This window comes from Mesorhizobium shangrilense, from assembly GCF_040537815.1.
In the GTDB taxonomy this organism is placed as follows: Bacteria; Pseudomonadota; Alphaproteobacteria; order Rhizobiales; family Rhizobiaceae; genus Mesorhizobium; species Mesorhizobium shangrilense.
In genome coordinates, this window is sequence record NZ_JBEWSZ010000008.1 from 86,679 (window position 1) to 99,221 (window position 12,543).

General features: G+C 57.2%; 10 protein-coding genes. 8 read left to right on the forward strand and 2 right to left on the reverse strand.

Annotation, left to right across the window (positions count from 1 at the left end; genetic code table 11):
- Positions 1-114: 114 nt before the first annotated feature.
- The 6 genes from ABVQ20_RS35495 to ABVQ20_RS35520 all read left to right on the forward strand — a co-directional run bounded on the left by ABVQ20_RS35495 (position 115) and on the right by ABVQ20_RS35520 (position 8,644).
- Complete coding sequence (locus ABVQ20_RS35495; RefSeq protein ID WP_354464480.1) at positions 115-852, forward strand: VirB8 family type IV secretion system protein; 738 nt, start codon at positions 115-117, stop codon at positions 850-852.
- Positions 849-1,694, forward strand: coding sequence for a P-type conjugative transfer protein VirB9 (virB9, locus tag ABVQ20_RS35500; RefSeq protein ID WP_354464481.1), 846 nt, complete (start codon positions 849-851; stop codon positions 1,692-1,694). Before ABVQ20_RS35495 ends, virB9 begins: the two co-directional genes overlap by 4 nt.
- Before the next feature lie 8 nt (positions 1,695-1,702).
- Entirely contained in the window at positions 1,703-3,073 is a 1,371-nt protein-coding gene (virB10, locus tag ABVQ20_RS35505) for a type IV secretion system protein VirB10 (RefSeq protein ID WP_354464482.1), read from the forward strand.
- A complete protein-coding gene (gene virB11, locus ABVQ20_RS35510; protein ID WP_354464483.1) occupies positions 3,070-4,119 on the forward strand; it encodes a P-type DNA transfer ATPase VirB11 in 1,050 nt (349 codons plus the stop codon). The genes virB10 and virB11 overlap by 4 nt, the downstream gene beginning before the upstream one ends.
- On the forward strand, positions 4,082-6,985 hold the full coding sequence (locus ABVQ20_RS35515; protein WP_354464484.1) for a type IV secretory system conjugative DNA transfer family protein: 2,904 nt from the start codon (positions 4,082-4,084) through the stop codon (positions 6,983-6,985). The genes virB11 and ABVQ20_RS35515 overlap by 38 nt, the downstream gene beginning before the upstream one ends.
- A 249-nt stretch (positions 6,986-7,234) precedes the next feature.
- On the forward strand, positions 7,235-8,644 hold the full coding sequence (locus ABVQ20_RS35520) for an ISNCY family transposase (RefSeq protein ID WP_354464485.1): 1,410 nt from the start codon (positions 7,235-7,237) through the stop codon (positions 8,642-8,644).
- 333 nt (positions 8,645-8,977) lie between these two features.
- Here ABVQ20_RS35520 and ABVQ20_RS35525 read toward each other — a convergent pair whose 3' ends face one another.
- Both ABVQ20_RS35525 and ABVQ20_RS35530 read right to left on the reverse strand, forming a co-directional pair.
- A complete protein-coding gene (locus ABVQ20_RS35525) occupies positions 8,978-10,153 on the reverse strand; it encodes an IS110 family RNA-guided transposase (RefSeq protein WP_354464486.1) in 1,176 nt (391 codons plus the stop codon).
- Positions 10,154-10,900: 747 nt separating this feature from the next.
- Positions 10,901-11,878, reverse strand: a complete 978-nt coding sequence (locus ABVQ20_RS35530) for a 6-hydroxy-3-succinoylpyridine hydroxylase (RefSeq protein ID WP_354464487.1) — start codon at positions 11,876-11,878, stop codon at positions 10,901-10,903.
- A 238-nt stretch (positions 11,879-12,116) separates the two neighbouring features.
- Between ABVQ20_RS35530 and ABVQ20_RS35535 the strand changes: the two genes are divergently transcribed.
- Together ABVQ20_RS35535 and ABVQ20_RS40705 are read left to right on the forward strand one after the other, a co-directional pair.
- On the forward strand, positions 12,117-12,260 hold the full coding sequence (locus tag ABVQ20_RS35535) for a hypothetical protein (RefSeq protein WP_354464488.1): 144 nt from the start codon (positions 12,117-12,119) through the stop codon (positions 12,258-12,260).
- A gap of 23 nt (positions 12,261-12,283) precedes the next feature.
- Positions 12,284-12,532, forward strand: coding sequence for an HVO_A0114 family putative DNA-binding protein (locus ABVQ20_RS40705; RefSeq protein WP_494337959.1), 249 nt, complete (start codon positions 12,284-12,286; stop codon positions 12,530-12,532).
- Positions 12,533-12,543 lie beyond the last annotated feature (11 nt).

Genomic DNA, 12,543 nt, shown 5'->3' on the forward strand with positions numbered 1-12,543 from the left:
GCGGTTGTTGCCGTAAGGAAACCCATTTTCTTGCACTTGAGTGTAATTTATGGTGCATGTGATTGATTCACACGCCACAAAGTTTGTGTCGATTGGGACATATGAGGTTGGAAAGTGGCGTTCTTTAAGAAGCGGCAGAACGAGGTGCCAAGCGATCAGGCGCCAGGTCCGCAAGAGACTTATGATCAGCACCTTTCATGGGGCGAGAAGAACAAATCATTGAGGACGCTGATTGGCCTCATTTTGCTGTTCTTCGCCGTGGCTGGATGGGCAGTAGCGGGAATTTTGTCTTTCTCGGTTGCACAGCTATTTCCATTGGTGCGCACCGAGGTCGTGCCCCTCATCGTCGATAAGAACACCGGCTATATGGAAACCGTGACGACGCTCGAGAAGGACCGGACAAACGTCGCGGAAATGCAGGCTGTTAGAGCCGCCTTTGTTGGCAACTATGCCATCCGGCGCGAGACCTACGATCCACGTTATCTGTCAGACAATTTCGACATGATTGCTCTCTGGTCCGAGCCGGGCTCGAAGGCCTTTAAGGACTATGAGGAGTCGATGAATCCATCGAACCCACGGGGGCCGGTGAAGACTTTGGGATCAACCGGTGAAATTCGCCCGGAGATCCTTTCAGTCAATCCTCTCAACGCTAACACCATGAATGTGCGCTTCGAGACGAGAGAGCGCCAGCGTGGTGGCGAGGTGGTGAACAGGTGGTCTGCCACGGTTCGTTATAAGCAGATCAATTTGCAGGCAAGCAACAGGGTGCGGCTTTACAACCCGCTCGGTTTTGTCGTGACCGAGTATGTAAAGGTGCCTGAAAACATGCCGTCCGGGTTGGTGGGTCAATGAAGAGAACGACGACTATCCTCTTGAGCCTGCTTTTGACCATATCAATGGCTCATGCGGAACTGGTTGCTCGGCCTGGCCGGCTCGATCCGCGTGTGCGGACGTTGCCCTATTCGTCAGAGCAGGTGTTTTTGGTCACAGGAACCTACGGGATGGTGACGACCATCCTGTTCGGTGCTGATGAGGAAATCACCCAGGTCGTCGCCGGCGACACCGTGTCATGGCAGATACTAACATCAGCAGACCGGCGGTCGCTGACGTTGAAGCCGATGGAAAAAGATGCGCCGACGAATTTGTCGGTGGTTACATCAAAGCGGACCTACTCTTTTGATCTTCGCGTTAACGACACCCGCTCGATGCTCAATCAGACTTACAAGCTACGCTTCACGTATCCCGAGGACGCAGGACTGAGGGGCACGGCGGAGATGTGGAAGCAGGCACAGGACGCCCAAAAAAACCCTAATATCAAGAACATCCGCCGGGATAAGGTCAACTACGACTACGGTTTCAAAGGCAGCGATTCAGCCAAGCCTTTGTGGGTGTTCGACGATGGGCTGAAAACCTTCATGAAGTTCACTGGTGACGTTCCAGCGATTTTTATCGTTGACCGAAAGCGACGCGAAAGCCTCATAAACTACCGGAGGGAAGAGGACTATATCGTCATCGATACAGTTTCGCGGCAATGGACGCTACGCTACGGCACGGAGGAAGAAACGTGCCTTTTCAATTTGCGGACCGCACCGGCCGATGCGCCAGCGCCGATCGAAGGCGTGGTGGGTCCTAAGAGGATTGGCAAGGGCGGATCGCGCAGCGGCCCTCTCCAACCGCAAACTCGATCAAGGTAGGGGGCAAGATGTCCGATTCTCACTATCATTCGATCGAAGGCGATACAGCGATCGGCGGTCCAGTCAGAAAAGTGGGCATTGGCATCATGCGCCCAGTCGCGGTTGCGGCCGCGATCGCGGGCGTAGGTGTCGTGCTTTATTTCCTTTTGTCCGGTCGCCAGGAAGCGCCGATCGTCGATACAACGCCGCGAGAGGAGTTTCAGCCGATCCAGGCCCCGAGGAATGACGGGTTTACGACACCAGCGCCTCCACCGTTGCCGACCGTGCAGGTTCCAGAGGCCCCACCTCCGCCGCCGCCGCCTCCACCGGCCGCCGTGGTTCCGGCAGCTATGCCGGTAGCGACGCCGGAAGACGTCGATTGCTCCAACGGCAAGAATCCTGAACATCCGAAATGCGTCGAACTTGCTCGGCAAGCGAAGTTGCTCGAGCGTGTGCGTTCGTCGTCCATGGTTTTCGATCAGTCGAATCAAACCAACGGAGCAGCTCAGCCGACAGCAAACGGGCAGGGTGGCTTTGGCGGTGGCGAGCCGTCTGCTGCTGAAGGACAAGCTGCAGGCGGTGGCGGTGGCGCTGTCGACAATGATCGCGCGTTCCTGAAGGCCATGGGCGGGCAGGGTGTTGAAGTCTCGACGGCGACGGAAAATCTCCGCACCGATGCGTGGATCCCGCAAGGAACGACGATTCGTGGCACGCTTGAGACGGCCATCAATTCGGACCTAGCCGGCATGGTGAAGGGCATCGTGCGTGAGGACGTCTATTCGTTCGATGGTCGTCGCATTCTAATCCCGGCAGGCTCGTCACTGATCGGCGACTACAAGTCTGGCGTTGAACGCGGGCAGGAGCGGGTTTTCATCGTGTGGACCCGTATGATCCGTGGCGACGGCGTGTCTGTGCAGTTGGGCTCGTATGGTACTGATCGGCTCGGCCGCTCGGGCATGACGGGCAAAGTGGACAAAAAATATTGGGAACGCTTCGGCCCGCCAGCATTGATGACGATGATCGGCGGCGCGGCACAATACGTTGCCTCACTTGGCCAGCAGGAAACGCAGTACATTACGATCGTCAACTCGGACGGTTCAGTCACGCGCACCCCGCAGGATAACGGCGACAGTTCCCAAACCCGGGCGCGAAAAATCGCGGCTGAAACCATCGCGTCAGGGATTCAGCAGATGGCCTCTCAAGCGTTCGAAGACACCCGTAGCATCCGTCCGACGATCCATATTGCCCAGGGATCTGATATCACTGTTTTCGTCACCCGTGATTTGGACTTTGCGGACCTTTATCCCGACCCGGTGCGGGAAGAGTACGAGCGGCTTCTGCACAAGAGGGAACAGCGGGACAGTGCTACCCGCGTGCCAGACGAGCCCGTCTACAAATGAATGCGCGTCCGTCCATTTCGGCTGAGCAGCACTTTCTCTCGGAAGCGCTAGAGCCAATTAAGACTTTTCTCGACGATCCGAGCATCGTCGAGATTTCGTGCCAGCGAAGCAACGAAGTGTGGCTCGAGCGTATTGGCACGCTGGCAATGGAAAAGGTGATTGTCGAAGGGGTCGAGCAAGAGGCGATACGCCATATGGCGTCTCGTGCCGCATCCTTCACCAAGCAGAACATCAACGCTGAAAAACCCTTGCTGTCGGCCACACTCGTCAATGGCGAGCGCGTCCAGTTTGTCTTGAACCCGACATCGGCAACCGGCCATGCCTTGTCGATCAGAAAGCAGTTTATCCGGCGCTTCGACCTTGACGATTATGAGAAAGCCGGCGCCTTCCGATTCACCAAGGTGACGGGTGACGACTATATCGACGATGTCGATGTCGAATTATCGAACGTGTTGCGGGCGGGAAAGGCAAGGGCCTTTCTTGAAATGGCGGCGAAGAACCATCGCAGTATGCTGATCTCCGGGGGAACGTCGACTGGCAAGACGACATTCCTCAACACGATGCTGACGGCTATTCCGAACAATGAACGCTTCGTATTGATGCAAGACACGCCCGAGCTCGAGCCGCGTCAAGAGAATGTCGTCTCTCTGCTCGTTTCGAAAGGGGGGCAGGGCGAAGCGCGTGTGACGATGACGGATCTGCTGGCCACCGCGCTGCGTTTGCGGCCGGATCGGATTTTTATGGGCGAGTTGCGTGGCGAAGAGGCATTCGACTTCCTGAATGCGATCAATACCGGCCATCCAGGGTCAATGTCGACCATTCACGCCAATTCGCCGCATCATGCTTTTAATCGGTTGTCGACACTCGTTTTGAACAGCAATGTTCGCATGGAGCGCGACGATATCATTCGTTACATCCGGTCGATCATTCCGATCGTGGTGCAGTTGAAGAAGAGCGATGCTGCCGGCGGCCGCGGCGTCAGCGAAATTTATTTCGCCGATGAGGTAGATGAAGATGGCAAGCGTGTACACGGACGAGGAGATTGACCGCCCGAAGTGGACTGGTCTCCAGAAAGTATCGTTTTTCACCTTCCCGGTGGCGCTTGTCGCTGCGATCTTGCTGTGGCTTGCTTTTTTCACGCTCATCTATGACCTCTATGTGACGTCGTTCGGCTCGACCTCCTTCTTCGACTATATCTCCAAGGCCCCATTTCCGGATGGTGTTCGATACACCTGGTCGATCATCGGCATCCGCAACACCTTTGGCTTGTCGGTTCTCGCCGTCGTGCTGGCGGCGCCTTTCCTCTTCGCCTGGTTTTGTCTCTGGATGATGAAAGGAGGACGAGCGCTTTCGCGCAAGATTCTTTATCTCTTGCATGTGCGATCGATGTTCAGCCTGATCGCGAATACGGCCCTTGTCTTCGCGGCCGCCTATGTCGGTGTGATCGCCTATGGCATCGGTTTTTTTCTGGTCGCGACGAAGTTCGGCCATAATGCCGCAGCGGCCGAATATTTTGGCAATCATCTCGCGGCCATGTACCAGGCGCCCTTTGGCGCGATTGATGCGGCCGGCGCCTATCAGCGGCCATCGCGTCAAACGGTATTGGCTGCACTGGCGGGGCTTGCGGCGGCCGGCGCTCTGGTAGGCTTTCCAATCGGAGCGGCGGTGCAAAAGCGTCAGCGTATGGTCATGGGCAAGGCCCGTCTCGCGACGTTGAAGGATGCGGCGGATTTCCGGCTGCGCGACAAGCACGGGATCGTGCTTGGGCTGAAGCAGGGGCTGTTGTTGCGCAATGACGGCGATCAGCATGTCATGGTCATCGGCTCGCCAGGGCAGGGTAAGTCGCGCAGTTTCGTGATCCCGACGATGATGAGCTTTCAGGGCTCCCAGTTCGTTCTCGATATGAGCGGCGAGCTGTTTGAGGAAACCTCCGGCTACATGAAAGACAAGGGGTACGATGTCTATTTGCTGGCGCCGGGTTCCAAGCTCACTGACGGCTACAATCCTCTCGATCTGATCAGCAAGGACCCAAATCAGCGGATCACCGACCTCCAGAAGCTGACGCAAATGCTGCTTCCGGAGCGTCTTCGCTCCGATTCATCGGATTTTTGGGAGGAAAGCGCCCGTATCCTGATGACAGCCATGTTGGGTTTCGTCCTCGAATGCCCGGATACGCGAAAATCATTGAGCGAGCTCTATCGCATCCTCAACTCGATGTCGGACGAGCGCAAGGCGATCGTGCAGCTGCTTGAGAACTATGAAAGTGTTCTCTCCGATCAGACCCGTATGCAGCTGACCAAATTTTCCGGACGGCATGAAAAGCTCGGGGAGGGCATCGCGGCCGAGATCGTCGCGAAGCTCAACTTCCTGCAGAACCCTCTCGTCGAGGCCTTGACCTCCATAACGACGATCCCGGTCGACACCATCCGGAAGCGTAAGATGGTGATCTACATCCAGGCGGACTGGAACGCGATCCAGATCTACGAGCGGCTGATCTCGATCTTCCTCCAGCAGATGGCGGACAAGCTGGTGCAGATGGGCAAGTTGCGGGATGGCGAGCACGAAATCCTCATGATGCTCGACGAGTTCGGCAATGGCGGCCGCATCGATACGGTTTTGACCCTGGCGCCATTGATCCGCAAGAACGGCGTGCGCTTCGTCTTCATTCTTCAGGACGGCGCGCAGCTCGAGCGGTTGTACCAGAAATCTGGCCAAAAGATCCTCATGGGGGCTTCAACCATCAAACTCTTTATGAACTTCCAGAACCAGGAGGACGCAACTGCGGTCTCCATAGCGGCCGGCAAGACGACGGGATGGATTGATCAGTCGTCATACACGCATCGTCATGGTCGTCGTGATCGCTCGGTTTCTAAGGTGCCGGTGGCCGTTGATCTTCTCCCGGTCAACACGCTGATGATGATGAAGCCCGAAGAAGCCATCCTGCAGGTGACCGGAATGCCGCTGATGCGGATTATGAAGCTGGATTCGGGCGGCGAACGCATGTTCTCGAAGGTTCGCAAGTTCAAGCCTCTGCCTAAGCCACGCATGGAGCCGGTAGAATGGACCGTTGCGGATACCGTCAAATTCAACGGCTCCCGACCTTCCGCGAAGGATGCGACAGGCGAAGTGAAAGACCGGCGCGTCAAGGCAGCGATGGAGGTCGATTTTGCGTCCGTTGAGCGGCCACAGAACGCTCATGAGGTTCGTTTCTCGGTTAAGGATGGTATCCGCCAGGTGTATATCTCGTCCCTCGATGAGCTGCGTCATCGGCTTGATCTCGATGAGAAGCGTTCAGTCGGAGTGACTGAAGATGATCTGCGGAAAGAGCGGCAGAAGGAACAGCCGCCTCAAAAGATTGCAAACGTCAACACGGTATCCCTCAGCCATAACGACAAGCGCCCTAAAACCGACGATGAATCGGAATCCGATACAAAAGCAAGCCGGAAAAGACGCCCAATTAGTGAGATGAATTCCGGTGACCGCGGCTCGCTGAATAAAGCCACCACACAGCGCGCAAACCAGGAAATTGGTGAGAAGGACGGAGCCGACGAAGACGACCTGGAGATCGACCTTGAGAAGCTCGATCGTAACAAATATGCCAGCATCCTTACAAAGCGGGATCCTGTTCGGGAGCGGCATTTGGCGCGCGAGGATGCGCCAGATATGCAGGTCATTCGTTCGCCGGTGCTTCGGCGGCAGGAAGTCCGCGACGCGTTTGATTCCGACGTTACCGCCTTTAATCAGGTGATTTTTGACAGCGTGAATGCGGCCAGCGAAGTCGACGCTACGGACTTGAACGCTGACGTTGATCTGATGGTGCAAAAGCTATCGGAAAGAATGTCCGACAAAACCTCACGCAGCTATCTCGAGGAATATGCGGAGATGGCGCGTGATCCATTGGCAGAAAAATAGGGATAGAGGGAGCAGCTGATGGCGAGAGCTTTGTCAGCGATCTATCCGACGAACAAAGAGAGCGAAAACCATAATTAGATAGCAATATCAATCGCTTCAAGTTCCATAAACTATCTTATGCAACTCTAGATTGTAGGGGCTAAGTTAAAATGTCCGGGTTTGGCAAAGTAGGAATGTCGCTCCTGCTTGTGCGCTGCCAATCTCTCCGCCTTCGACGGTGCGGGAGATTGCAACTTGGGACTTGTTCTGATGAGCGAACGCGAGCTGAAGCGTATCGAGGTTTTGTCGAAGGTCATTGAACGACGCATCTCCACTGCGTCGGGCGCGAAGATCCTGGGGCTCACGGTCCGCCAGACCCAACGATTATTGAGGACATTCCAAGACGACGGTGCCGCGGCTCTCCGGCACAAGGCGCGCGGCAGATGTTCGAACAATCGCATCGTCGATAACGTTCGCGACTTTGTCCTGGAGCTCATCCGCGAACACTATGTCGACTTTGGTCCGACGCTTGTCCGCGAGAAGCTGCTCGAGCGACACCAGATAGCGGTCAGCAAAGAGACGCTGCGCAAGTGGATGACCGAAGCCGCCATTTGGACATCGCGACGTGAGCGCAAGCGCCAGATTCATCAACCGCGTGGCAGGCGAGATTGCTTCGGCGAGTTGGTTCAGATCGACGGATCGCACCATTGGTGGTTCGAGAGCCGGGGGCCAAAGTGCGCCCTGCTCGTCTACATCGATGACGCCACCGGCAAGCTGCTGCATCTGCGCTTTGCCGGTTCCGAGAACACGTTCGACTATCTGATCGCCACCAAGGCGTATTTGCAGGAATGGGGCAAGCCGATCTCCTTCTACAGCGACAAGCATGGCGTGTTTCGCACGACGCATGGTTCGGAGAAGGATCGAACGACTGGCCTGACGCAGTTCGGTCGCGCGCTCTACGAACTGAACATCGACATCATCTGCGCCAACAGCCCGCAGGCCAAGGGTCGCGTCGAGCGCGCCAATCAGACGCTGCAGGACCGGCTTGTGAAGGAGCTGCGCCTTCGCGGCATCAGCACGATCGAGGCGGCCAATGCCTATGCGGCTGAGTTTGCTACCGACTTCAATGCCCGTTTTGGCAAGGAACCACGCAATCCGAAGGACATGCATCGCCCCCTTGCCGATCATGAGAATCTGGACAGTGCGATGTGCCGCAAGGAGATGCGGACTCTGTCCCAGGCTTTGACACTGCGCTACGACAAGGTGCTGTTCATTCTCGATCCGAGCGTCTTCGCTAAGCGCCTGGCCGGTAAGAAGGTCGTCGTCTGCGACTATCCCGATGGCCGCCTCGAGATCATGGAGGGCAGCACGTCCCTACCCTATAGAACTTTTGACAAGCTGCGCTCGGTACACAGATCGGAGATCGTCGAGAACAAACGCCTGGATGAAGCGCTTGCAATGGTGGCCGAGATGCAGGCCGGCCGTGAGCTGACACGCAGCCAACACGGACCGCGGCGCACAGGCCAGGCGAACCACTTGTTCGGCATTCCCGATGGCAGCCAGAGCAATGGCTACCAGAAGCGTGGCCGCAAGCCTGGTCGACGGACGGATTTCATGAACGATCCCGCCGTCATCGCTCGGCGAGAACAGGCATTGGCGGGGCTGTTGGCTGCGGAGTAGACGTCCAGTCCGGCACTCAAAGCTCACATGAGGAATTTGGCGTCAAGGTGTTTCAGGCGAGCACGAGCTTCTCCTTGTTCTATTGTTTCGGAGTCCATGGTCTGAGCCGGTTCGCGTGACCCGGCTCGTCTCCGATGCCGGTTCAAACTCACATACGGTTGCCGTATTGTACGGCAGCACCAACATCCCGCTTGCGTTGCGGCAAAGGCTCAGGAGAACGGGACCATTCTAAAGCGCGGCATTTGAAGCCAAACTTTGAGGCGGTTCGCTCACCTGGATCCGCCAGGATTGATCAGTCCTGGAAGATTGCTGAATTGGGTTGAGCGTTCGCCATTATGCGGTCTTCATCACCGCCCCTTCAATGACAACGCCGAAAGTCACATACTTCCAAAGCGCAATCAGGAGCTTTCGCGCCAGCGCCACGATGGCACTCTTTTTCATCCGACCATCATTCGATTGGACCCGCTCCATAAACCAGCCGGTTAACGCCGACATCGGTTGATTGCGCAGCCACAGCCACGACAGTTGGATCATTGTCGTGCGTAGCCGAGGATTGCCGGCCTTCGACACACCTTGTTCGCGATCAACGGTTCCACTCTGCCAGGGTGTCGGCGCCAATCCTGCATAGGCAGCAACCTGGCGCCGGTTGTCGAAATGGCGAGACAGTCCCTCGCCCCAGAGGATGGCGGCAAACTCGGCGCCAATGCCCTTGAGGGCGCATAGCCTTGCTGCGGGCGTCGACGCGGTGGTCATCACATCTTTGGTCACGGCTATCATCGCATCGCGCGCGTGCTCCACCGCAACTATATGCTCCAGCAGTAATTCAAGCCGATCAAGTTCCCGTTCTATTTGAGCGCTGATGTGCTTCGGCAACGGACGGCCATCGCCGGTCCTCAGGCTTTCCAGCTGTTTGCGCCGGTCTTTGCGAAGCGGTACGTAACCGCTGACGCCCTGGGCAAAGAGCAGGCCCTTTATGCGATTGACATGCTCCACCCGCTCCGCAATCAGCACTTTGCGTTCCCGGCAGACGCGACGCCGATCTTCCTCTTCCGGGCTCGGCGCTCTGACCATCGCGCACACACGCGGCTCACCGCGTTTGAACGCGAGAAGCGCCCGAACCAACGCCTCTCCATCGATCCTGTCGGTCTTCGCACGCCGGCGGCGACGCGAAGCGGCAATCGACGCCGCATCGACAACATGGCTCTCGATCCCGTTCGCCTCCAACACGCGATGTATCCAAAAACCGTCCAACCCTGCTTCCTGAATTGTCACAATCGGAAATGAGCACCCGGTTCGAGAGTGGGCCTTCTTCCGTATGTGGTCGAACAGATTCATCAGCTCGGCAACATCGCCGCCGCTCACCACATGCCTGGACATCTTCTCGCCGCCACCCGGCGACAACGACGTGATCAGCCAGGTCGATCGACTGAGTTCCAGGGAAACAAAAATTGCGCCAAGATCGACACGGATCGCGGTCGGCAATTCGGATTGGAAGGATATGTTCTCCATGGCCGTCTCCTGTTGAGCGAGTGCTTCTATGCAGCCTCACTCTGACAGAGCGCCGACCGCGGTTCACTCCTCATGGGATCTAAAGCCGGGGAGCTTGGCTGAGCCGCACCCGATCGGGCTGCGCAACCCTGACCAGCTTACGCCCGATCGGGCGCTAACGTCGGCGCCAAGAAGCGCGTCACTGTCGCGTTTCTAAATTGCTGCGACCTGCTGTGCGAATTACCCCGTTGCGACATTTCTACTTTGCTGGCCAAGCGACATTCGAACTTGGTTGCAACATAGATTGAATGTATGTGTGCAAGCAATCTGGCATAGTTGCTGCTCCGGTCGGGGATGCTGCTGATTCACTACAATAGCCGACATGTGATGGAGAAAATCCTCACGCCTGGGGAGCCGACGGTCGAGGGCAGCGTTCATGCGGGGTTGGACGTTTCATTTGGCGATTTGCGCGAGTGGCACACTGGGAAGATGTCGCGGCAAGCGTTCGCCACCCAGTCAGATCATCGGTATTCTTCTTTTATCCGCGGGAGCCGCTCACGCGGAAGTTTTCGACTGTCGATCTGCTGGGGGACATCAAAGTCGCCACAATGGCGGCTATGAGAGCGTAGCCCGGCTTGCAGAACCGGGTAATCGCGACAGGTTGGCGGTGCGCGGCTTACGAGGGGCAACCTATGCGAAAATGTGTCGGCTGTACTTTGGCGGACATCGACCATCCTGGTCGGCCGCACTCTATGCGGACCCCCGGGTTCAGGACTTGGAGGATAAATCGGCTTGGTCGCCGACCTTTCCGAGCCGGTCGCGGATATATGCCTCTATGTAGTCGAAGACCTCCGCCGCACCCTCATCAGTCTCGATCAGATCGATGGGGCGACGGCAGCCGAGATGGTCGCTCTCCTTACGCGCCCATTTCAGGATTTCGCCTTCGGTGCGCAGAACCGGCCGGGCCATCTCCAGCATTTTCGCAAGGTGATGCGGCTTCGCATACCATGAGTGCGGCTTGATGCTGGCGCGGCGGCGGCCGGGAACGATATCTGGCAATTGTGAGGCGCGCAGCTCATCCTGCGAAATATGCCGCCTGACCCAATGGGCGAGTTGGGCCAGCGAGGCGTTTGCTTCGCGTTCAAGGTCACTGCCCACCCCGACTTTGCGCGTCGGTATCACCAAGCCGCGGACGATGTGCGGGCAACGAGCCTTCAGGATGTCCAACGCCGGCGCGAGGTCGGTGTCGTTGGTGACGAGCACCACTTGATCGACCTCCCCACTAAGAGCATCGTCGTAGAGCTGAAGCGCCAGATTCACATCGGACTGCTTCTCCTCGAGCTTCCAGACCTGGATCTTGTCGCAATCGCGCGGCCAGCGCTTCGGATCGTCGGCTGGAACAATATGCTGATTGGCCTTGTAGAGCGAGTAGTGACCCATCACGAAGGACAGCCGGCCACCGCAATGTGTCGTCAGCGCATTGTGGTACTGGGCCTGAGACGACACCGAGTCCTCGCCCTTTGCCGCACTTCCAATGATCTTTGCCGTGAAATATTTGATCGCGCAGTCTGGATGCAGGATCATGGTCGCCGGATCGGCGTCAGGCGCGGGCCGGTAGAGGATAGTGGGCAGGATATGCGTCTCGAATAGGGTGAGCACGTCGAGCCACTTGAAGGCGGTCGTTCGCAGGCAACCGTAGTAGAGATTGTAACCGTCGATATAGATTCGGGTTCGTAACGCCGCCACCCCTGCCCCCAAGACATAAAAAAACCGGCTTGCGCCGGCTTTTTTCCCCAACCGCCCGGAGCCCGTGTCTCTCAGGATGCTGGGTTAGTTGTTAGAACACAACATAGTGTTGGATGACCCTCTCGTCAACGGGTTTACGGGGTCGCGCTTGTTCCGCAATGCGCAATTTCGTTCTCAATGCACCTAAAATACGGATCTACGCGACATCCGCAATCCTGTTGAAGGGGGCGATACCATCATGCATGATCTCAAGACGTTGCTGTTCAGCCTTGAGCCGACCGATCTGCCGAAGAGGCTCGCCGGCAAGAAGGTCATCGTCTGCGACTACCCCGATGGGCGCCTGGCTGACATCAAGGGCGAGGTTCGCTACGGCGATCCGTAGCGCGGAGGCCGGTGGAGCAGTCGATGCAACTCCCTCCATCGAGTTCGCCAGCTACGACGATATGCACAAGGTATTGTGCCCCTCCCCGCCTTGCCATCGTCAAGGCCCTCGCCGGAAAGGGCGCGCTTTCGATTCGCGAGGTAGCGCGCCGCGTTGGTCGTGACGTGCAGGCCGTGCATCGCGACATGACCCACCCTCATCAACAGCGGCGTGATCGACCGGACGCCGAAGGGGTAGAGTTTCCCCATGGCCGCGGAACTCAACAAGCTTGAAGACAATTTCC